The following is a 21,282-nucleotide window of genomic DNA, read 5'->3' as shown; positions in this document are numbered from 1 at the left end:
AAAGGCATGCGCAATCGATGAAAAACGCCGCAAGCAGCGGCGTTTTGTCGTTCAGCAATCCAGTCCGATTACTGGCGCCATTGCTTAAACGCATTGATCAAACCATTGGTTGAGCTGTCGTGGCTGCTCACAGGCGCATTGTCTGCCAATTCTGGCAAAATCTGATTGGCCAGCTGTTTGCCCAGCTCAACACCCCACTGATCAAAGCTGTAAATATTCCAGATCACCCCTTGCGTGAAGATCTTATGCTCATACATCGCGATCAGCGCACCCAGTGTTTCCGGGGTGATTTGTTTCACCAGAATCGAGTTGGTCGGACGATTCCCTTCAAACACTTTAAACGATACCAGCTCAGCAACCGCTTCCGGAGACTTCCCGGCTGCGGCGAATTCAGCTTCGACCTGAGCGCGGGTTTTCCCGAATGCCAACGCTTCCGTCTGCGCAAAGAAGTTAGCCATCAGTTTCGGATGATGATCGCTGATAGCATTGTGGCTGATGGCTGGCGCAATAAAGTCGCATGGGATCAGCTTGGTTCCCTGATGGATCAGCTGATAGAACGCGTGCTGACCATTGGTGCCCGGCTCGCCCCAGATGATCGGACCCGTCTGGTAGTCCACCGGATAACCGCCACGATCGACAGACTTCCCGTTGGATTCCATATTGCCCTGCTGGAAGTATGCCGCAAAGCGATGCATGTACTGGTCGTAAGGCAGAATGGCTTCAGATTCTGCACCAAAGAAGTTGTTGTACCACAGGCCAACCAGCGCCAGAATCACCGGCAGGTTTTCAGTCAGCGGCGCTTCTGCGAAATGCTTGTCCATGGCATGCGCACCGGCCAGCAGTGCTTCGAAGTTGTCAAAACCGACTGACAGGCAAATCGACAGGCCGATCGCTGACCATAATGAATAACGGCCACCAACCCAGTCCCAGAACTCGAACATATTGGCGGTATCAATCCCGAACGCAGACACGGCATCAGCGTTAGTCGACAGGGCTGCAAAGTGCTTGGCAACATGCGCGGCATCTTTGGCCTCAGCCAGGAACCAGTCCCGCGCCGAGTGCGCGTTGGTCATGGTTTCCTGTGTGGTGAACGTTTTGGATGCAATCAGGAACAGTGTGGTTTCCGGATTCAGATTTTTTAACGTTTCCGCGATATGCGTGCCGTCAACATTCGAAACAAAATGCAGGCTCAGGCGTGTTTTGTAAGGCGCCAGTGCTTCAGAGACCATGTATGGGCCCAGATCAGAACCACCGATACCAATGTTGACCACATCCGTAATTTCTTTCCCGGTGTATCCTTTCCAGTCGCCACCGATAATGCGATCGGAGAACTGCTTCATTTTCTCCAGCACCGCGTTCACGTTTGGCATCACGTCTTCGCCATCCAACAGCACGGGTGTGTTGCTGCGGTTACGCAGCGCCACGTGCAGCACAGCACGGTCTTCCGTCCGGTTGATCTTCTCGCCGCTGAACATCGCGCTGATTGCCGATTTCAGTTCAGTCTGATCCGCCAGTTCAAACAGCTTGCTGAGGGTTTCTTCGGTGATCAGGTTCTTCGAATAATCCAGCAGGATATCGTTGCCGAACGCAGCAGAAAATTTCTCGAACCGCGACGGATCCTTTGCAAACAGCTCACTGAGCTGAAGATCCTGCGCCTGTTCGAAATGAGCAGTCAGTGCCTTCCAGGCCGGGGTTTGCGTGGGGTTAATGTTTTTCAACATAATGACGTTCCTGATGTGTTATTTTTTCACGACAGCAAAAACAAGGCAGCTGCCATAATTTCCTGAATCAACGGCGTTAGCACGGCCAAACTGGCCATAAGCATGGCGATATTTTGGTAAATTTACAACTTATTGTGAATGATGCCACCCACAAACCACCCCCTGCCTTGCTCCAGGTCACGCTTTTGGTGACTCAATCATAGCGGTTATAAACCTGAAGGCGAAAGGAATAATCGGCTGCAGCCGGAAAGAAACGAAGAGAAATAAGCAGCCGACGGACAGCACCTTCAGCAGTAACCATGCAGAAGATGACCCCGTGCTGTTCGAAGGGCTGATGTAACTGAACAACAGATTGTAATACCAATCAAAGTCAGTCAGAGATCAGAAACAGCGTAGGAAAAATGTCTGAGAACAAGGCGGATTTTTTAGATAAGTCCTGATGCTACAATCAAAAAATCTAACGCCGTTATTGAGCATTTGAACAAGCTAGGATGACCACTGATTGACTGTGATTGGTATAAGCGGGGGATGACTTGAGAAAGCAGTCTGGCTGAACGTGCAGAAGTATCCTCTTTGACGCTCAGCCGGATGTCTCATTCATGGCAAAGGCATTCACTTCATCTGCGTGATGTATCTCAGAACGCTTTCAGCGCCAGTGAGATCTGAGACAGCACACGACTGAGTTCCGCCTGGCTGAGAGAATGAAAGGTACGTTTGCAAATCTGATTCAGTGCCTCTTGATATTGAAGCGCGCTCTCCTGTCCTTTCTCCGTCAGTTGAATTCTGACACTGCGGCGATCGATCGGATCAGCATCACGACAGATTAAGGCCTTACTGACCAGAGAATCCAGCCGTCCCGTGATCGTACCGGTGGTCACATCCGTGTAATACGCAAGCCCGGAAGGCGTCATATATCCTTCGGTACTGTGCTTCTGTAAAGCATCTAGAATCGCAAACTCATTGGGGGTGATCTGGTGATATTTGAGTTCAATCTGTTTTAAACGGTTAATATAGCTGACGATGCTCACCATCTGCTGATAAAGGTGCATCGCAGAGTCGCTTTCACATGGCTGGTCACTTGGGCTGTTGATAAAAACTGTTTTTGTCACAGCGTTTTCCTCACTGATGTGTTTGACTTAAGCATACTCAGCATCAATCTTATATCAAAGTATCTTTGTAAAAAGTCATTTCAAACCGGATTTTCTCTGTCGCTTTTGCGATCGATACCTGATTATCCCTGCGTGCCAGGACAGGCCGATCACGAATGAATAGATATCAAGTTGGTTCTGGCCAGTCTTGCGCATCCGCTCATCCAGCACTGACTCAGAACCACAACGTATGCATCTTCTCTGGTTATGGCTGCTGGCGCAGATACCGGCTGTGTGCCACGGCAAGTTCACCCGCCACCCGGGCAGTATTGATCAGCACCGCCTTGTTGGCTTCCGCAGAACGTCCTGCCGTGGCTTTCTCGATGGCCTTCATGATGAACTTCGTCACTGCGTTTCCGGTCACGCCCTCTGTTTCTGCTTGTGCAACAGCCGCTTGCACCACGAGCTGAATATCCTGACTGTCGATGGCATCCTCATCGCGGGTCGGCGTTGTAATCAGCAGGCCAGCGGCACCGGGGAGCGACCGGTTGATTTCAATCGCTCGGGCAATCTCTTCCGCCTGATCCATTCTCTCCGGACTTTTAAATCCACTGCTCTGGCAGTAAAACGCCGGAAAATCATCCGACTGATAAGAAACCACTGGGACACAATGGGTTTCGAGGTACTCCAGAGTCAGGCCGATATCGAGAATATTCTTTGCGCCGGCACAGACGACAGCGACTTGAGATCGTGTGAACTGAATCAAATCGGAAGAAATGTCCATTGAGGTTTCTGCTCCCCGGTGAACCCCGCCAATCCCCGCTGAACTGAAGAAAGGGATACCCGCGAGCTCGGCGATCACCAGAGATGATGCAACCGTTGTCGCTCCCATGCGCCCTGAAGCCAGAATGAAAGGCAGATCTCGGCTTGAGACTTTCGGTATATTCGGAGTCGATGCAAAGCGCTCAATCTGTTCTCGATTCATACCGACCAACACCACACCGTTGTCGATGCCGATTGTGGCAGGTATCGCGCCGCTTTCACGTACGGCAGCTTCGACTTTCAGCGCCGTGGTGACATTATCCGGATAATCCAGCCCGTGAGTAATCACATTCGACTCCAGTGCAACCACGGCCTGACCCGCTTCAAGTGCCGCTTTCACTTCCGGGTGAAACTCAAGTGTTATCATTTGCTTGCTCATACTTCTGTCCTTATTCTTCATTTCTTGATATTCAATTTTTGCTTCAGTTCCTGCACACCCGCGGCTTTCAATACCTGATAATGATCGGCATGCAATTCAAGGTATGTCGGTGTTTCCCTGCTAAAGGCTGGGGCATTTTCCAGGAATGAGTAATGGTCATCCTGCGCTTTGATAATCGTGACCGGCGCATTCAAACGGCGGTTCGCCAGCTCTTCGAACTGATAACTAAAGCCATAAGTCATGGTGACAATGCGAATAATGCGCTTCACCAGATCGGGTTGCAGCATCGGGAAACGCTGACAGATAAATGCCACAAAATCATGTTCCGTACGGCACAATTCCAGACAGCGATCCATCAGCCTACCTTCAATTTTGTGGGCAAATACGGAGAACAAGATGGCCAGAAAAACCGGATTCTCAAAGCTGGCCTCATGTGTGTATGCCTGCTCTCTTTCCATCTGGGTGACTGGTGCACCCGGTGCAAGCAGATAGAGCGCCTCCACAGTCTCGCCCATAGCCTCCATTTGAGCGGCAGTTTCGAAAGCGACCCGTGCCCCGAAGGAGTATCCCCATAAGGTATATGGACCTTCCGGCTGCACCGCTTTAATTTGCTGAATATCTGCTTTGGCCATATCACGAATGGACGCGAGCGGTAATTCATCCGCATTGATTCCCTGAGCCTGAATCCCATAGAAAGCGCGTTCGGTAACCAGCTCATTGGCGAGCAATTTCAGGTTCAGCGGATATCCACCCAGGCCCGGCCAACAAAAAACCGGATTGTCAGCATGCTGATTCAGACGAATCAGTCTCGAACACGGGCTTTGTTCCGAAACATTGTTATCAATCCATTGCGCCAGGCCTGTGACGTTTGGCGTCTGGAATAAGACCTGAAGAGGCATTTTGATGCCAAAGGCGCCATTGATGCGGTTGATCAGGGCAACAGCAGTCAGAGAGTTCCCGCCAGCTTCAAAGAAGTTATCCGTGGCAGAAACAGATTCCCACTTCATAACGCGGCACCAAATCTCTCCAACCTGCTGCTCCGTCTCCGTGGTCAGTGGTACCAGCGCTTGATCGGCATTCATCCGGTTGAGCTCGTCCAGCTGATTCAGTGCCAGATAATCGACTTTTCCGTTGGCAGTCTGCGGTAGTTTGTTTAACAGGAGCACTTTGTTCGGAATCATGTACTGCGGCAACAGCAAGGCCAGTTCGTCTTTGAGGATCTCTGTCGGGCCCTGCATATGTACACGGTCTTCGTGCATGCCTTCACTGAAGTACTGTGCTTCACTGACCGGCCCGCCAACACCAAAATAGAAACTGTCCATCGGAAGCCCCTGCTCCGCAAGAATGGCTCTCATTTTCACGGCAGCCGGCAGGTCATGATTGGTTTTGGAACTGTAGCCGGAAGACATGATCCCAATCAGAGCGGTATTACTCTGCAAACGGTGAAGTGCTCGTCCCAGATGAATGTAATGATTGTCCGTCTCTTCGCCATGACAAACGAGTCCGACACCGAAGCTGGCGCGCTCGAACACTTTCTGATTGATAGCAATCACATCACGCTTTTGCAGCATCTGGTCACTCAGCCACTGCAAATCACCATGCTGGTATTGATAAAGACCGGATGAAAGCCCCTCAACTTTGTCCCCATGCACCTGCACCAGATATTGCGGACTGGCGGGTTGCTGGGTTAGCTGGTATGCCTCAAACCGGTAACTTCCGAGGTAAAAGTCCTCGCTTTTGCCGTCATACCAGGCGGGCAAAGTATCACGTGTGGCAGACACATCTTGAAGTAATGACAGGCCATGTTCGGGCAGTAATTCATCAAACACGCCCAGCATATGTCCGGTTTCCATTTCCAGGACTTCCAGAATGTTGTTCTTATACACGGGCTCAATGGCACCGTACTTTCCGATGAAATGCACATTCAGCGTTGGGGGATACTGTGCTGGCAATGTGTGAACTCTGACCAGGCAATGCTGTGCGGGATGATAGTAGTAAATCCCTGAAGCCATCCCCAGTACTCCGTTGATCTCAAAATACATTTGTGTGGCATACAGGGCACCGGGCGATGCATAGGCATATTTCGGCAGCAGGCGCTCTTCACTGATAAACTGACCAAAGTTTCTCAGCAGACCACCAAACGCCGCCATTGAAAGCGAGTCGACATTGCCGGCAAATTTGGCTGGCACCGGCTGACGTTCCAGCATGTTCAGCAACATCGCTTTGGACACAGGAACCTGACCTTCAAAGAAACGGTAAGTCTTGCGGCCAAAGGCATTCGCTCGTTGCGCTGCCGTTGCTGTTTTCCCTGGCAAAGGCAGGATATCCTCTGTGTCACAGTGGGTCAGATCACGACAGCCTGAGTTCGATAATTGTGCCTTGACCTGAAGCTTGTTCGATTTTGACTGATGATGACTGTCATGATTGCCCTGATCCATCAGAGCCGCTTGTCTTTCATCCAGTTCCACACAGGCAATTAAATTCTGATGGCCGGTCCGCGGATCATTTTTAACCACCATGGCTGCTGTTTTGACCCATTGATGATTTTCGATCGCCAGACGAATTTCATCGAGTTCGACCCGGTAACCCCGCAGCTTGATCTGGCTATCTGCCCTGCCGACAAAATGCGTATTACCCTGCATGTCCTGTTTCACCAGATCTCCGGTTTTATACATCACCTCATGACCGGCCAGATAAGGTCTCGGGTTGGCAACAAACTTTTCAGCAGTCATTTCCGGACGGTGATAGTAGCCTTTCGCAACCTGAGCCCCAGAAATATGCAATTCACCAATTTCACCGATTTCCGCGGGCTGACCGTCTTCTCTCAGTACATGGTACAAAGTATTCGCGACTGGTTTACCAATTGAAATTGCATCCGGATAGTTGGCCAGTGACGCCTGAGAAAGTGTGAAAGTAGAGGAGTTGATCGTACACTCAGTCGGCCCGTACAGATTCGTCAGCTCAGCATGTGGCAGACGCTCGAAAAATTCTCTGGCCAGATTGCGCGTAAGTGTTTCACCACCACTGAACACCTGTTTCAAGCCAAGGCAGTCTGTGAACAACGGATGATCCACCAGCGCCTGCAGCAGTGTCGGAACACACTGCAGCACAGAAACATCATGATTCAGCAGTGTTTCAATCATGGCATCCGGGTCGCGGTAGCAATCTTTGGGGCCCACCACAACCTGACAACCAAATGCGGGCGCCAGAATTTCCCATTGCGCCGCATCAAAACTGGCCGGGGTTTTCTGCAGGATCCGATCATGCTGATCAAAACCAAACTGGTTTTTCATGAAGGCAATCTGGTGCGAAATATTGGCGTAAGTCACCATCACACCTTTCGGCTTGCCTGAACTGCCCGAGGTATAAATGATATAGGCCAGCCGGTCTTCATACTGAAGATCAGCACCCACTGCCTGTGCCGAATCACCTTCACCGGTACTCTCCAGTTCAGACTGAGTCAACACCGTGATATGACGGGGAACAATCGATTGTAAGTGGGCTTTCAGGTGCGCCTGAGTGAGGATCACCTGAACCCCTGAGTCTTCAACCATATACCGGATTCTTTCTTCCGGATATTCAGGGGCCAAAGGAAGATAAGCATGATTGGATGCCAGAATACTCCACGCCCCTGTTACCATTTCTACAGACGGGTCACAAAAGAGTCCGATACACGGTTCATGTGTTTCAATCCGTTGATTGATGTGCTGTGCATTCCGATGAATCAACGCCTGAAAGGCAGCATAATCAACAGCAGTTTCAGAGTCCCGTACGGCAATCTGCTCAGGGTGCGCTTCCACCTGACCGTTCAGCATCGTGAACAAACAGGGCTGATTGATGATCGTGTGTTTCTCTGAATGTCGGCCCGATTGAGTCTCAGACAGGTGTAATAAAGTACTCATAGCAATTTAATTTCCCTATATGCAATTGGTAGTCACGAAAGTAAGATACCGGCATGCTACATTTTGTCAAGCATCTTTTTAAAAAGATACTTAGCTGGAAAATTACTAAAAAAGGAATTGAAGGTAGAAAAAAGCCTGCAGGATTGCAGGCTGAAAGATTATACCAATCTAAGTAAGTCAATGAGCAGAAATAGCGTGGAAAAAATGTTTGAGAACAAGGCAGACTTTTAGATAACCTGTTGTTCCACAATAAAAAATTAACGCAGCCATCGAACATTTTAACAAGCTAGGATGACCAGTGATTCACTGCGATTGGTATTAGGATTCGTTGTTCAGTAGCCAGGCTCTGAGTAAATTGGCTAGTTGCTCCCGCTGCTCGTCTGTCAGCGGATCGAGGATGGCTTTCTCATTGATAACATGCTCTTCAAGAACCTTATCAATCAGAAACTTACCTTCTTTTGTCAGGACAACACTACAGCTTCTTCTGTCTTCCGGACTGGCAATACGTTCAATCAATTCCCGCTTCACTAACTGCTCAATGCGTGTGCTCATTGCGCCGGATGACAGCATCAGTGTCTGATATAGCTCCGTTGGTGTCATCGGTTCATTGAAGCGTCTCAGCGTAGCTAAGATATCAAACTCAACAGAGCTCAAGGCATTGTTTTTAAATACTTTATTAATTTTCTTGTCAATGATTCTGCTCATACGGCTGAGTCGGCCAACCACCCCCATCGGTGAGCAGTCCAGATCTGGCCGCTGATGCTGCCACTGCACCAGTAATCGGTCTACATGATCGTATTGCATTGTTACTCCTTAAACTATTTTTTCAAAAAGATACTTGAAAAAGAGATTTTTCATGAGTATCTTTAAAAACATATCTTTTACGAAAGATACTCAAAGGAAAGCCACAGGCATTCTACCACCAATTTTGTCAGTAACAAGCGCCAAAAGGAAAAGTGTTATGCATCACCAAGGAAAAGTTCATGTCTTACCCGTCACGCCCTATCTGACCTATCTGCATACGAAGATCCGTGACAAACATGCTGACTTAAGGACGTTCACGCATTTCAGTGATCAGGTGATTCGTCAGTTACTGATAAAAGCTTCGGAATTATTGCCCTATTCAGATCAGTCTGTCACCACACCTATCGGCGATATCTATCCGGGAAAAGCGCTATCACAAGGCATCTGCGGTGTTTCCGTTATCCGCGCTGGTGAAAGCATGGAAGGTGAGTTTAAACAGATGTTTCCAGAACAACCTATCGGGAAGATTCTGATTCAGCGGGATAAAGTCACGAAATTACCTGAATATTTTTACTGTCATTTTCCACCGACAATCGCTCAGCAAACAGTCTTGCTGTTTGAGCCGATGCTCGCAACCGGTGGCTCGTTACTGAAAGCGATTGATGTGTTACTGGAACATGGCGTCGCCATCGAAAACATCATTGTCGTGAACTTCCTGACTTCCCCTGCTGGGTTGGATCGGCTGCTGACGACACATCCTGCCATTCAGTTGGTCACCTCGTCTGTAGAAGACGCTATGAATGAAGAGGCCTTTATGCGACCTGGCATCGGCGATTTTGGTGACCGTTATTTTGGAACTTATCTAGGACAAACCCATGAATAAATATCAGACCCTTATGGATGTGGCTTTGACCGCTCTGGCACCCATCGTCTGGGGCAGCACTTATATCGTCACCACAGAATTACTGCCGGATAACCTGCCCCTACTGGCATCCGTGATCCGGGCCCTTGGCGCGGGACTGATTCTGCTGATGTTTTGCAAAATCCGTCCAACGGGCATGTGGTGGGGAAAAATCGCTGTGCTCGGGTTACTCAACATTGGTCTGTTCTTCTATTGCCTGTTTGCTGCTGCTTACTACTTACCCGGGGGGCTCGCAGCACTGGTCATGTCGATACAGCCGTTAATTGTTATGGGTCTGGGCGCCATATTCTTTCAAAACAAACTCAGCCTGACCCATATTCTTTCTGCCGTGGTTGGTGTCTCCGGGATTAGCCTGCTGGTCCTGAACAGTGCCGTTGAACTGAACTGGTGGGGCGTTTTATTCGGCTTAATCGGTACGTGCAGCATGGCACTGGGGATTTTACTGACCAAACACTGGGGGCGTCCTCAAGACATGTCTCTGCTGGGCTTCACAGGCTGGCAGCTGACACTGGGTGGCCTGATGCTGCTGCCTGTTGCGCTTTGGTATGAAGATTTTCCTGAGGCACTGACACTCCTGAATATCTCTGGTTATGCCTATCTGAGCCTGGTGGGCGGGGTCTTTGGTTACTTTGTCTGGTTCCGTGGCATCGAGAAACTCAATCCGGTCACGACGTCTTTCCTTGGGTTCCTCAGCTCAGTGTCAGCCTGTCTGCTGGGCTATGTCATCCTCGGTCAGTCATTTACTCAACTTCAGCTCGTGGGATCCATTGCCATTATTGTCTCGGTTTACATGGCGCGTCCACAGGCTCCAAAACAACCGTCTGTGCCAATGACTGCACCGACAACATCTTCACAGCGATAAGGGAACAGAACAATGAAACTCAGCATTATTTCAGGAAGCCACCGAAAGAACTCATACAGTCTGAAAGCCGCAACCTATTTACAACATCTGGCTCATATTGAAGGCTTTCAGGACGTGAACATCATGGATTTGAGTACCCTTGATTTCCCGTTATGGAATGAGGGGGTCTGGAATGCCAGCGAAGAATGGCGTGACTGGAGAACCCTCGCTTCAGAGCTGAAACAGTCCGATGCCATTGTACTGATTACACCCGAATGGCATGGCATGGTAACGCCAGCCCTCAAGAACTTCATGATGCTGTGTACCTCGGAAGAGCTGGGTCATAAGCCAGTGCTGCTCGCCAGTGTTTCCGCAAGCGTGAACGGCGTTTATCCAATCAGTGAACTGCGGATGACCGGCAGTAAAAATAATCACGCCTGTTTTATCCCGGATCATCTGATTTTCCGTCACTGCGAAAGCCTGCTGTTATCCGATAAAGCGGTCAGTGACGAACTGTTCGACAGCCGGGCACGCTATACAGTCAAGTCGCTGCTGGCCTATGCGAAAGCACTGGGTTCGGTCCGCGAAGCACTTCAAGAAGAAATGCAAAACTTCCCATTTGGTATGTAACAAGGAGAGAACCATGCCACACGTTTCCATCAAACATTTTCCAGCAGAACTCACGCAGGAACAGAAGCAAGGTTTATCCGACGCGATCACGACCGCGATTCAGAACGCACTCCAGTGTGATGAAAAAGTGATCTCAATTGCGATGGAAAGCATCCCCCCACAGGACTGGTCTGCCGCTGTCTATCAGCCTGAAATCGAATCAAAACACCAGCACCTGATCAAACAACCTGACTATTAATCGCCATCATGCCCCGGTGGAGCCGGGGCAATTGGGTCACTGAAGGACTGACTAATGAAACAACATTCCCCTGTCATCATGTTTGATCTGGATGGCACACTGTTCGATACCGCGCAGGCAATTGCCACAGCGTTTAATGCCACCTTTGAAGCCATGCAGTTGCCAGTACTGGAGAATCAGGTTATCTGCGACACCATCGGTTTACCGCTGGAGAAAGCCTTTGCCAATCTTCTGAATCAACCGGAAGACATCCCGGTTGTGGCGGATTGCGTTGCGGAGTATCAGCGTCAGTTCCGGGAGAAAATTCTCCCCGCCGCCAAAACGTTGCTTTTTCCCGGGGTCGATGAAGGACTGCGAAACCTGAAAGATCACCATTTCAATCTTGCTGTCACCACCAATAAATTCTCACGTAGTGCCAACGCATTACTGGCCGCAGCCGGTATCGCAGATTTATTTGACGTGGTTGTGTGCGCCGATGAAGTCCGTGAGAAAAAACCAGCCCCGGAATCCGGGCAGAAAATCCTGGCTCACTTCCGAGCCGAAAAAGAACAGGCCCTGATGGTGGGGGACACCACCCATGACATTTTGATGGCGAATCACCTTGGCTGCAAAGCCATTGCGGTGAATTACGGCATCCATTCTGAAGCCGCGCTTCAAACAGCCAGCCCAACCTGGATGGCAGCTGATTTCCGCAGTGTGGTCGACATCTGCCACCAGCACTTTCACTGAAACAAGATGCTATTCGCTGACATCAGGCTGGGTCAGGAAGTCACAGCCCGTCAGCCAAACCAACATTGAATGAATCACCTCTACAGGAGATGCAATATGGAAAATGTATATACTCTTGTCACATCAACCTATATGGCTCTGGGTTATCTGGCGACAATCTACACCATTGTATTTTTTATCTTTACCGGCTCGACGATTTTCGATCAGGGACACAAGCAGAAGATGCCTTTACGATACAAATTCAGCTTTATTCTTGTCTCTTCACTGCTGATGCCTTACCTCTACGTGGTTTTCGTGAGTGAAATCCTGAACCTTCACCGAACCGGGGCAATCAGAACCGTCCAGCCAAATATTTAACCCCCTCCGGCCAGGCACAGAAAAAGCCGCAACTGCGGCCTTTTCTGTCATCCGAATTCTGCATCTCAGAAGTTCAGGGGTGGATCACCACACACGCCGTGTGTTTCTGACGGCCGAAACCCAGTACCTGACTCAACCCAGCCTTGTTGAGCGGAATATGAGCCCGGTGGCCGATATCCGTTTCGTCTTCCGCATAAGGGTCATGAAAGAAAAAGAACTGCTCACTGACCCCGCTCAGCACGATCCAATGCGGCTCTTTGCTGCCATTAAACCGATAAGTGCTGATCAGCATCAGCAGGCAATATCCCTGCTTGAGCCAGTTTTCAACCTGTTCGACCGTCGGCATCGCATCCACGACAGGAATGCTGGCCGCATCCAGCTGCTGACAGAAATCCTGATGCACCAGTTCAATGATGTCTTTCTTTTTCGGATCCCGCACACTGTCAATAAAAGGCGTGGATAACGACTGAGTCCAGAGTTCAACGGTACATCCCCGGCGAGATGCCGCCAGTGCCAGACCATGACCGCTGCATCCGCCATGGCCGGATGCCATGAAAATGGTGGTGGCTTCCCGCCACAGTTGCATCTCTAACTGACGGCTGGGCTGCACCTGCGGATCCACATACGCCAGGCTCATCATCAAACATGCGGGTCCGCAGGTAAACGGAGTGGTCTGAACATACAAAGGCAACGGCAACAGATGCTTGGCTTCTATCGGGCTCAGACGCTTTTGCATCCGGAGTCCATCCGCCAGATCGTCGTAATAATGGATTAAAACTTTTAATGGTTTATATCCGCATTTTTCATAGAGATTTCGCGCAGCGACATTGTCATTCCGCACTTCCAGCCTTAATGTATTGAAACCGTTTTCCAGTGCCGCCGCTTCACATGCAGAAAGCAACTGCTGGGCAATATGCCTGCCTCGGTAAACGGGATCGACGGCGAGGGAATACAACCGTGCCAACTGGGTACCGCGGTGAAACAACACCAGCCCGTAACCAGCAATGCGGCCTTCATCTTCCGCGATAAACAACACACTCTGAGGCGATACAATAAACCGCCGCATCTGACGGGGCGAAATTCGATCCCCGTCAAACAGCTGAGCCTCAAGAGTATTTAAACTGGCTAGATCATAGAGCTGTGCAATTCGGACTATCATGGACTGATTCACGCTTGAGTGGACTGGTTCGATTTAATCCCAAAATTAGCCGTAAGGCTATAGGTGAACCATAAGATGACTAAAGTCCTCATTATTACCGACAACGACAGTGACTGGCGGCAGTACTTTCCCTCCGACAGGGTTGTCACTGTAGACACATATTTACAGCAGGGTGCTTTTTGTGAAAACAAAGCCACTCAGGTCATCAATCTGTGCCGTGACTACGGCTACATGAGCAGCGGTTATTACTGCTCACTGATGGCGGAAGCGCGCGGACACCGGGTGATACCAAGGGTAATGACAATCAATGATTTGTCTCAGCCTTTTTTGTTGTCGGTACCATCAGACCAACTGGAAAAGGCATTTGCCAGCCAGTTGCTGTCACCGGGGGAACAGTTAGAAGAAAAAATATATTTTGGCCAATCCAAGGTGCCGGGCTTTGAGAAAATTGCACGCCGCCTGTTCGAACATTTCATGGTGCCTGTCATTAAAGTCACCATTCGTCGTTCAGATGCCCACTGGCAGGTGGATCAGATCACTCCCTATCCTTTTCAGGATCTGACTGATCCGGAGCAGGATTTGTTCGCAGAGGCACTGGAGCGCTTTTCGAACAAGGTTTGGCGTTCGCCAAAACCAAACAAAAATGCCCGTTATGATCTGGCGCTGCTGATTGATCCGAACGAGAAGATGCCACCATCCGACAGCACGGCACTGAGCAACTTCAAAAAAGCAGCCAAGCGGCTGGGCATGCGCCTGCAAACCATCACGCCGGATGATTTGTCACGGCTGGGTGAATTTGACGGTCTGTTTATCCGCGCCACCACCAACATCGGTAATTTCACCTACCGGTTCGCGAAAACAGCCGAGAAGCTGGGACTGGTCGTGATGGATGATCCGGAATCCATCATGAAGTGCACCAACAAGGTGTTCCTGACCGAGCTGCTGCGTTTACATAAAGTGCCGACCCCGAAAAGTGCGGTGCTGAAAAGTTTCGACCCCGGCTGGCTTGATCAGGCCGAGAATGAAATCGGCTACCCGATGGTGCTGAAAGTGCCGGATGGTGCCTTCTCGGTGGGCGTGGTCAAGGTGAAAAACCGCGACGAACTGCTGACGCAAATGGATACGCTCTTTGCCCGCAGTACGCTGATCTTAGCGCAGGAATTTCTGCCGACCGATTTCGACTGGCGGATCGGAGTGATCAACCGTCAGCCACTGTTTGCCTGTAAGTATTTCATGAGCCGCGGCCACTGGCAGATTTACCAGCACCACAACAGCGGCCGGGTCAGCTCCGGCGGCTTTGAAACGCTGGATTTGAAGCAAGTGCCGAAGAACGTAATTGATGTAGCGCTCAAAGCCGCCAACCAGATTGGTTCCGGCCTGTACGGCGTCGATCTGAAAGAAGTGAATGGTCAGGTCGTGGTGATTGAGATCAATGACAACCCGAGTATCGACCACCGCGTGGAAGATGCCTTTCTGGGTGATCTGCTCTACGACCGCGTGATGACCGAATTCCTGCGCCGGATCCAGCTGCGCGGCTTCTGATTTGAATGGATACCCCCGCCTAGCCTCCCCCCTTGAAAAGGGGGAAAGACTGACTGAGTTTGCTGCGAGTCTTACGTTTCCCTCCCCTTGGCAAGGGGAGGGTCAGGAGTGAGTTCGTGCGTGTGCACAGATTTGGCGTTGGTGCCCGGTCACCTCGCCTTACCTCCCCCCTTCACAAGAAAGACAAACAGTAACCAATTTGCTGAAGCACCGCGCTCAGAACGGCTGATTCACCATGACGTTAAAACTGCTTTCTTCTTCTCCCCAGGCCATTTCGGCGCGCACCACGATCCCCTCCACCTGAAACCGTACCGCGCCCCCCGCACTCCAGCGCATCTCCTGATTCAGGGTCTTCAGATCGAACTCACCCGCCACCCGGCCCAAATCTCCGAAAACGACCCACTGCCACCAGGGCACGTCATACCATTCGAACACTGGCCAGACACTCAGGGGTTGCCACTCCGGCATGACACGATATTCCAGGCTGTAGCTCAGTGCGCTACGGTCGCTGAAGCGACCCCCCGGATAGCTGCGCAAGCGAAACAATCCTCCCAGACTGGCCCGGGCAAACTCCGGCGGCCGGTGATAGCGCGTTTCCCCCTGAACCTGTTCGCTGTCATTCCAGCTGGGTACATCCGAGAGGTAGGCATTGAACGCAATGACTTGCTGATCGAACCAGTCACCGGCGGGTCCCATATCCCAGAACCAGCTCTGACTCAGTTCCCACTGCCACCAGCTTTCCCGAGCAGAACTGCCGGGATCAGCCGTCACCGTCAGCAAACTGTGTGAGCCCTCACTGGGATTATGTTCATGATTGAGGTTGTCCCACTCCAGCCGTGTTTCCAGCGCCCAGACTTCCTCTGTTTCTGAAAATTCAGTGGGGGGTAACGCATGACGATCGTCATAGCGGCGGCATTGATAAAAAGGACGGAATTCCAGAGAAGTGATACCGCTGTCCCAAGGCGTACTGCCCGTCAGTGGCCGCTTGAGCGCCAGTGCGGCTAACGGATGACTTGTGGCAGATCCGAGTGGAAAAATATATCGGGCGAATAACCGATAGCGGGCATCCTGAGCATTTGTGTTAAGCGCATCCTGCCGGGTGGAATCATTGTCGGCTGCCTCGCCGAGATAGAAATCTGTGTCCTGAAAATCAGCATTGTAGATTTCCGCCCCGAACAACCAGCGGCTCTGTTCATTAAGGCGGAAGTTATCTCCCCGAAAATAGGTCAGCCAGCTCCCGCTGCTGCCTTTGACCCCCGCACCAAACAGAGATGCCTGCGGCTGAAATGCCCCTTTCACCACACCGGCCATGCCCACCGCAAAGCCAAAGTTATCAGTATAAAAAGCAAACGGGACCATGGCATAATCCTTCGCCCAGCTCAGCTCACCATCGGCTTCATATTGGCCTGTATTCACTTTGACGCCATCATCCGCAGCATGAATACCCGACGAAAACAAACAAGCCGCAGCAATCGCCGCGGCTTGTCGTAATACACCTTGCAGAGGTTTGAGATCGGGGTGACGCTTGATGTGATCCCGTGTCATCCGACACCTCCTCACCGATAAGCCATCGCAACCCGGGAGGTCAGTTTGGTCACCAGCTCGTAAGCAATGGTGCCCACATGGGCCGCCACCACTTCCGCAGGCAATCCCTGTCCCCAGAGAACGGCTTCATCACCGACTTGCTCCAGAGCATCCGGCCCCAGATCGACCGTCATCATATCCATCGACACCCGACCGGCAATCGGCACCAGTCTGCCATTGATGAGTACAGGCGTCCCGTTAGGTGCCGTGCGCGGATAACCATCGCCATAACCAATCGCCACCACGCCAATTTTAGTATCACGCTCACTCACCCAGGTGCAGCCATACCCCACGGATTCCCCCTGCTTCAGGGTCCGCACGGCAATCACACTGGAAGTCAGCGTCATCACAGGCGTCATGCCGAAAGATGCCGCCGAGTGGCTTTCTTCTGCAAACGGAGAAATCCCATACATGATGATGCCCGGACGAATCCAGTCGAGATGACTGTCCGGCCAGGCCAGAATCCCGGCGGAGTTGGCCAGCGAACGCTCTCCGCGGCAGCCTTGTGTCAGGGTCAGGAAAGACTGGATCTGTGTGTCTGTCACCGGGCTGTCCAGCTCATCAGCGCAGGCAAAATGGCTGAGATAACGCAACGGCTGCGCGACATTCGGACTGGCATGTAAGCGGTCGACAAACTGCTGAAACTCTTCCGGCCGGACCCCCAGGCGGTGCATCCCGCTGTCAATTTTCAGCCAGACTTTCACCGGCGTATCCAGTGTCGCCTGTTCCAGCGCTTCCAGTTGTTCCAGCGTGTGGACCACGGTTTGAATATTATTGGTCACCAGTACCGGCAAATCGGTTGGGCAGTAAAAGCCTTCCATCAGCAAAATGGGCTTCACCACCCCGCCCGCGCGCAGTGACAGCGCTTCTTCAATACGAGCAACACCGAATCCGTCCGCATCCGGCAGTCCCGCAGCCACCTGCGCCAGACCATGCCCATAGCCATTGGCTTTGACCATCGCGAGCAACTTACAGCCCGGCGTCTGCTGTCTGAGCAGACTGACATTATGGCGCAGGGCCTGAAGATCAATATAGGCGGTCGCGGCTTTCATTCTTTTTCCTACTGCTGGGAGAGATTAATACTCATCATCAAAAGCCGGGCCAGCATAGTTATCGAAACGGGAGAACTGGCCCTGGAAGGTGAGACGCACGGATCCAATCGGACCATTACGCTGTTTACCGATGATGATTTCTGCAATGCCTTTGAGTGCACTGTCTTCGTGATATACCTCATCACGGTAAATGAACATGATCAAGTCCGCATCCTGCTCGATGGCACCGGATTCACGCAAGTCCGAGTTCACCGGACGTTTATCGGCCCGCTGCTCCAGCGATCGGTTCAGCTGCGACAGCGCAACCACGGGCACATTCAGTTCTTTCGCCAGTGCTTTGAGGGAGCGGGAGATTTCAGCAATCTCCAGGGTCCGGTTATCCTGCAGACCCGGTACACGCATCAGCTGCAGGTAGTCGACCATGATGAGGCTGAGTCCGCCATGATCCCGGGCGATACGACGGGCCCGGGAGCGAACTTCTGTCGGTGTCAGACCCGAGCTGTCATCGATGTACATGTTTTTCTTTTCCATCAGGATGCCCATGGTCGACGAGATCCGAGCCCAGTCCTCGTCGTCCAGCTGGCCGGTCCGGATTTTGGTCTGATCCACCCGAGACAGCGACGCCAGCATACGCATCATGATTTGCTCCGCGGGCATCTCCAGTGAGAAGATCAGCACTGGCTTTTCCTGCTCCATCGCGGCATTTTCACACAGGTTCATCGCAAAGGTGGTTTTACCCATCGACGGACGGGCCGCCACGATGATCAAATCTGAGCCCTGCAGACCGGCGGTTTTCTTATTCAGATCGGTAAAACCGGTTGAAACCCCGGTTACACCATCCTGCGGCGACTGATAGAGCAGCTCAATCCGCTCCAGCGTCTTCTCAAGAATGGAATCAACATTCTGCGGACCTTCATTTTCATTGGTCCGCTGTTCGGCAATGGCAAACACCTTACTTTCTGCCATATCCAGCAATTCTTCACTGGTACGGCCCTGCGGATCATAGCCGGCATCCGCAATTTCATTCGCCACGCCGATCATGTCACGTATCAATGCGCGCTCACGCACAATGTCGGTATAGGCAATAATGTTTGCCGCAGAAGGCGTATTTTTTGCCAGCTCAGCCAGATACGCAAAACCGCCGACATCGTCCAGTTGATCCAGCTGTTCCAACCGCTCCGACAGCGTAATCAGATCCAAAGGCTGACCTGATTCCAGCAGCCCGGCAGCGGCTTCAAAAATCATCCGGTGCGGACGACTGTAGAAGTCTCGCGAGACAACTTTTTCGGCGACGCTGTCCCAGCGCTCATTATCCAGCAACAGGCCGCCAAGGACCGACTGTTCTGCTTCCAGAGAATGAGGCGGCATCTTGATGGCGTCCATCTGACTGTCTTTTGCTCGATTGGATTTACTGTTTTCTGCCATAACCACTTGCACGATTGAACTGAATCCGGTCGGTTAGTATACCTGAACATCCTTGCCAGCAGGCAGCCGTCGCATCAAAAAAGACCCGCAAATATTCACCCTGCCTAATCTTACGGCAGTTCAGGAAAATATATGCCGAATCCCCTGACATCCTGACGATTCGCTGACATTTTTAGGCTAGACTGCGCGCTTATGCTGATCCGCACTTTTTTGTGTGCCAGTTGTCATTTCTTGTGTCAGTAGTTGGGAGGACACTTGGCAAAATCTTGCATACTGCTTTCAGCGATGACTGCAGGTCTGCTTCTGGCTCCCCATGCCAGTGCTGAGGATGTACCTGAACTACCGCCCATCACATCCCCCTGGACCAGTGAACTGGAACTGGGGTATCAGTCGCTCTCCGGCAACTCGAATACAAAATCACTCAATACCCGTTTGGCTCTGACCTATGTAAAAGATCAGTTCCGCCAACAGGTCGAAGCCAAGTATCTGCTGGCCGAAGAGGATGGTGAAGAAGAGAAACGCAAAGGCCAGATGGAGCTGCAAAGCGACTTCATTATTAACGAACGTGCTTATGTACTGGGCAACACCAGCTACATCGACGATAAGTATGGCCCGTATTTCAAAGATTTCACTCTGGCGACCGGTATTGGTTACCGGGTATTCCGGCTGGAAAACCTGCTGATGGAAGTCGAAGCGGGACCGGGTTATCGCCATCAGGAACCCAATATCGACGAGATTGACGATGATGACATCATCGTGCCGGAAACGGTCGATGAACTGATCCTGCGGGGCAGTACCCGGATGATCTGGAAGCCGTCAAAAGATGTCGAACTCAGCTTTAAGCTGACCGGCATTGCAGGAAACAGCAACAGCACACTGGAAAGTCAGGTCTCGATGACCAGTGCGATTTCAGAGCACATCGCCATCAAACTCAGTAATACCCAAAAGCTGAACAGCTGGGTTCCGGACGGCCTGCAAAAACGCGATGGCACCATGACCATTAATCTGCTGTTCCAATACTGAGCCGTTTCTCCTGCCACGTTTTACCGGGCTTCAGAGACAAAAAAACCAGCCCGGAGGCTGGTTTTTTTATGGACGAAATTACGACTGATTACTCAGCAGCAACAACGTTCACGTTTACGGTTGCGAATACGTCAGAGTGCAGCTGCAGGCTGATCTCAAATTCGCCAGTTGTGCGCAGTGCACCTTCTGGCAGACGTACTTCGCTCTTCGCTACTTCAACGCCAGCTGCAGTCACAGCGTCAGCGATGTCACGCGTACCGATAGAACCGAACAGTTTACCTTCGTCACCCGCTTTAGAAGCAATCACAACGGCTTCCAGAGCGCTAACTTTCTCAGCACGCGCTTGAGCAGCAGACAGTTGCTCAGCAACTTTTGCTTCCAGCTCAGCACGACGTGCTTCGAACACTTCAACGTTCGCTTTAGTCGCCATAACTGCTTTACCCTGAGGGATCAGGAAGTTACGAGCATAACCAGCTTTAACGTTTACCTGATCACCAAGGCTGCCCAGGTTACCGATTTTATCAAGTAGAATAACTTGCATTATCTTGTCCTCTTAAACTTAATGAAACCGGCCAATTACTGATGTTTGTCAGTGTATGGCAGCAGAGCCAGGTAACGTGAACGCTTGATAGCGCGTGCCAGCTGACGCTGGTACTTCGCACGAGTACCGGTAATACGGCTTGGTACGATTTTACCAGCTTCAGTGATGTAGTTTTTCAGAGTTGCTACGTCTTTGTAGTCAATCTCTTGTACGCCTTCTGCTGTAAAACGGCAGAATTTACGACGACGGAAGAAACGTGCCATGGGCTTATCTCCTGAACTAAATTTTTTCAATGTGATCGGCGTGCAACACTAACTTACCAATGCCATTCCGGCCGGTTTGCCACGAGATGAATCCCCCGGCTTTAATGCTGCTTCCGACAGCTAAATCTTGAGTGAGTATTTGCTGACCTTTGCCGCTGACTACCACGTTGATGTAACAATACACCTGACGGGGTAAGCCCGCTTCCACCTGACTGGAACGATGCTCAAGCACAAAGTGACAATGAGGTACGCCGGCCGGGGACTGACTTCGTTTGGGATGCTTGGCAATGGTGCCAGACAACTCCAGACGATTGGTCATT

Annotated in this window: 20 protein-coding genes; 8 read left to right on the top strand and 12 right to left on the bottom strand. The window is 51.2% G+C overall.

What is annotated here, in order from left to right:
* Nucleotides 1–68: 68 nt before the first annotated feature.
* The 5 genes from pgi to Q4579_RS17910 form a co-directional block, all read right to left on the bottom strand.
* A complete protein-coding gene (gene pgi, locus Q4579_RS17930; protein WP_303566050.1) occupies nt 69–1,721 on the bottom strand; it encodes a glucose-6-phosphate isomerase in 1,653 nt (550 codons plus the stop codon).
* A 635-nt stretch (nt 1,722–2,356) separates the two neighbouring features.
* Nucleotides 2,357–2,830 carry a MarR family winged helix-turn-helix transcriptional regulator gene (locus Q4579_RS17925; protein ID WP_303566049.1) on the bottom strand — a complete coding sequence of 158 codons (474 nt, stop codon included), beginning with the start codon at nt 2,828–2,830 and terminating at the stop codon, nt 2,357–2,359.
* Between the two features lie 244 nt (nt 2,831–3,074).
* Complete coding sequence (locus tag Q4579_RS17920; RefSeq protein WP_303566048.1) at nt 3,075–4,010, bottom strand: pseudouridine-5'-phosphate glycosidase; 936 nt, start codon at nt 4,008–4,010, stop codon at nt 3,075–3,077.
* Between the two features lie 17 nt (nt 4,011–4,027).
* Entirely contained in the window at nt 4,028–7,912 is a 3,885-nt protein-coding gene (locus Q4579_RS17915) for an amino acid adenylation domain-containing protein (protein WP_303566046.1), read from the bottom strand.
* Between the two features lie 318 nt (nt 7,913–8,230).
* Nucleotides 8,231–8,716: a MarR family winged helix-turn-helix transcriptional regulator gene (locus tag Q4579_RS17910; protein ID WP_303566044.1), complete on the bottom strand. Its 486-nt coding sequence runs from the start codon at nt 8,714–8,716 to the stop codon at nt 8,231–8,233.
* Nucleotides 8,717–8,873: 157 nt separating this feature from the next.
* Here Q4579_RS17910 and upp point away from each other — a divergent pair, with 157 nt between their 5' ends.
* The 6 genes from upp (at nt 8,874) to Q4579_RS17880 (ending at nt 12,373) form a co-directional block, all read left to right on the top strand.
* Nucleotides 8,874–9,539, top strand: coding sequence for a uracil phosphoribosyltransferase (gene upp, locus Q4579_RS17905; RefSeq protein ID WP_303566043.1), 666 nt, complete (start codon nt 8,874–8,876; stop codon nt 9,537–9,539).
* Nucleotides 9,532–10,440, top strand: a complete 909-nt coding sequence (locus Q4579_RS17900; RefSeq protein WP_303566042.1) for an EamA family transporter — start codon at nt 9,532–9,534, stop codon at nt 10,438–10,440. The genes upp and Q4579_RS17900 overlap by 8 nt, the downstream gene beginning before the upstream one ends.
* Nucleotides 10,441–10,452: 12 nt before the next feature.
* Entirely contained in the window at nt 10,453–11,049 is a 597-nt protein-coding gene (locus Q4579_RS17895; protein ID WP_303566041.1) for an NADPH-dependent FMN reductase, read from the top strand.
* Nucleotides 11,050–11,062: 13 nt separating this feature from the next.
* Entirely contained in the window at nt 11,063–11,287 is a 225-nt protein-coding gene (gene pptA / locus Q4579_RS17890) for a tautomerase PptA (RefSeq protein WP_303566040.1), read from the top strand.
* A 54-nt stretch (nt 11,288–11,341) separates the two neighbouring features.
* Complete coding sequence (locus tag Q4579_RS17885) at nt 11,342–12,016, top strand: HAD family hydrolase (RefSeq protein WP_303566039.1); 675 nt, start codon at nt 11,342–11,344, stop codon at nt 12,014–12,016.
* Between the two features lie 96 nt (nt 12,017–12,112).
* Nucleotides 12,113–12,373: a hypothetical protein gene (locus Q4579_RS17880; protein WP_303566038.1), complete on the top strand. Its 261-nt coding sequence runs from the start codon at nt 12,113–12,115 to the stop codon at nt 12,371–12,373.
* Between the two features lie 73 nt (nt 12,374–12,446).
* Here the strand turns inward: Q4579_RS17880 and Q4579_RS17875 are convergent, their stop codons facing one another.
* On the bottom strand, nt 12,447–13,532 hold the full coding sequence (locus Q4579_RS17875) for a GNAT family N-acetyltransferase/peptidase C39 family protein (RefSeq protein ID WP_303566037.1): 1,086 nt from the start codon (nt 13,530–13,532) through the stop codon (nt 12,447–12,449).
* Between the two features lie 75 nt (nt 13,533–13,607).
* On the opposite strand from Q4579_RS17875, the gene Q4579_RS17870 reads away from it, so the two are divergent.
* On the top strand, nt 13,608–15,074 hold the full coding sequence (locus Q4579_RS17870; protein WP_303566036.1) for a RimK family protein: 1,467 nt from the start codon (nt 13,608–13,610) through the stop codon (nt 15,072–15,074).
* A gap of 216 nt (nt 15,075–15,290) precedes the next feature.
* On the opposite strand, the gene Q4579_RS17865 is transcribed toward Q4579_RS17870, so the two are convergent.
* Genes Q4579_RS17865 through Q4579_RS17855 form a run of 3 tightly spaced genes read right to left on the bottom strand, consistent with a single transcriptional unit; the run spans nt 15,291 to nt 19,135 of the window.
* Complete coding sequence (locus Q4579_RS17865; protein WP_303566034.1) at nt 15,291–16,619, bottom strand: hypothetical protein; 1,329 nt, start codon at nt 16,617–16,619, stop codon at nt 15,291–15,293.
* 11 nt (nt 16,620–16,630) lie between these two features.
* Nucleotides 16,631–17,710 (bottom strand): alanine racemase, encoded by a 1,080-nt coding sequence (gene alr, locus Q4579_RS17860; RefSeq protein ID WP_303566033.1) that lies wholly within the window; start codon nt 17,708–17,710, stop codon nt 16,631–16,633.
* Between the two features lie 24 nt (nt 17,711–17,734).
* A complete protein-coding gene (locus Q4579_RS17855; protein ID WP_303566032.1) occupies nt 17,735–19,135 on the bottom strand; it encodes a replicative DNA helicase in 1,401 nt (466 codons plus the stop codon).
* A 255-nt stretch (nt 19,136–19,390) separates the two neighbouring features.
* Here Q4579_RS17855 and Q4579_RS17850 point away from each other — a divergent pair, with 255 nt between their 5' ends.
* Nucleotides 19,391–20,158: a YdiY family protein gene (locus tag Q4579_RS17850; protein ID WP_303566031.1), complete on the top strand. Its 768-nt coding sequence runs from the start codon at nt 19,391–19,393 to the stop codon at nt 20,156–20,158.
* 88 nt (nt 20,159–20,246) lie between these two features.
* On the opposite strand, the gene rplI is transcribed toward Q4579_RS17850, so the two are convergent.
* Genes rplI through priB form a run of 3 tightly spaced genes read right to left on the bottom strand, consistent with a single transcriptional unit; the run spans nt 20,247 to nt 21,281 of the window.
* A complete protein-coding gene (gene rplI / locus Q4579_RS17845; RefSeq protein ID WP_303566030.1) occupies nt 20,247–20,699 on the bottom strand; it encodes a 50S ribosomal protein L9 in 453 nt (150 codons plus the stop codon).
* A 35-nt stretch (nt 20,700–20,734) separates the two neighbouring features.
* A complete protein-coding gene (gene rpsR, locus Q4579_RS17840; RefSeq protein WP_002539422.1) occupies nt 20,735–20,962 on the bottom strand; it encodes a 30S ribosomal protein S18 in 228 nt (75 codons plus the stop codon).
* 16 nt (nt 20,963–20,978) lie between these two features.
* Nucleotides 20,979–21,281 carry a primosomal replication protein N gene (gene priB, locus Q4579_RS17835; protein WP_303566029.1) on the bottom strand — a complete coding sequence of 101 codons (303 nt, stop codon included), beginning with the start codon at nt 21,279–21,281 and terminating at the stop codon, nt 20,979–20,981.
* Nucleotide 21,282: the final 1 nt, after the last annotated feature.

Origin of the sequence: Photobacterium sp. 1_MG-2023, from assembly GCF_030547945.1 — a bacterium.
Lineage (GTDB): Bacteria > Pseudomonadota > Gammaproteobacteria > Enterobacterales > Vibrionaceae > Photobacterium.
The sequence above is the reverse complement of the archived record's forward strand: the minus strand, read 5'-3'. Positions and strand labels throughout refer to the sequence as shown.

Coding starts and splice junctions, on each gene's coding strand:
- pgi (WP_303566050.1), bottom strand. CDS start 1,721: ATGTTGAAAAACATTAACCCCACGCAAACCCCGGCCTGGAAGGCACTG.
- priB (WP_303566029.1), bottom strand. CDS start 21,281: ATGACCAATCGTCTGGAGTTGTCTGGCACCATTGCCAAGCATCCCAAA.
- Q4579_RS17855 (WP_303566032.1), bottom strand. CDS start 19,135: ATGGCAGAAAACAGTAAATCCAATCGAGCAAAAGACAGTCAGATGGAC.
- pptA (WP_303566040.1), top strand. CDS start 11,063: ATGCCACACGTTTCCATCAAACATTTTCCAGCAGAACTCACGCAGGAA.
- Q4579_RS17885 (WP_303566039.1), top strand. CDS start 11,342: ATGAAACAACATTCCCCTGTCATCATGTTTGATCTGGATGGCACACTG.
- Q4579_RS17915 (WP_303566046.1), bottom strand. CDS start 7,912: ATGAGTACTTTATTACACCTGTCTGAGACTCAATCGGGCCGACATTCA.
- Q4579_RS17895 (WP_303566041.1), top strand. CDS start 10,453: ATGAAACTCAGCATTATTTCAGGAAGCCACCGAAAGAACTCATACAGT.
- rpsR (WP_002539422.1), bottom strand. CDS start 20,962: ATGGCACGTTTCTTCCGTCGTCGTAAATTCTGCCGTTTTACAGCAGAA.
- Q4579_RS17900 (WP_303566042.1), top strand. CDS start 9,532: ATGAATAAATATCAGACCCTTATGGATGTGGCTTTGACCGCTCTGGCA.
- Q4579_RS17875 (WP_303566037.1), bottom strand. CDS start 13,532: ATGATAGTCCGAATTGCACAGCTCTATGATCTAGCCAGTTTAAATACT.
- Q4579_RS17865 (WP_303566034.1), bottom strand. CDS start 16,619: ATGACACGGGATCACATCAAGCGTCACCCCGATCTCAAACCTCTGCAA.
- Q4579_RS17870 (WP_303566036.1), top strand. CDS start 13,608: ATGACTAAAGTCCTCATTATTACCGACAACGACAGTGACTGGCGGCAG.
- alr (WP_303566033.1), bottom strand. CDS start 17,710: ATGAAAGCCGCGACCGCCTATATTGATCTTCAGGCCCTGCGCCATAAT.
- Q4579_RS17920 (WP_303566048.1), bottom strand. CDS start 4,010: ATGAGCAAGCAAATGATAACACTTGAGTTTCACCCGGAAGTGAAAGCG.
- upp (WP_303566043.1), top strand. CDS start 8,874: ATGCATCACCAAGGAAAAGTTCATGTCTTACCCGTCACGCCCTATCTG.
- Q4579_RS17880 (WP_303566038.1), top strand. CDS start 12,113: ATGGAAAATGTATATACTCTTGTCACATCAACCTATATGGCTCTGGGT.
- Q4579_RS17910 (WP_303566044.1), bottom strand. CDS start 8,716: ATGCAATACGATCATGTAGACCGATTACTGGTGCAGTGGCAGCATCAG.
- rplI (WP_303566030.1), bottom strand. CDS start 20,699: ATGCAAGTTATTCTACTTGATAAAATCGGTAACCTGGGCAGCCTTGGT.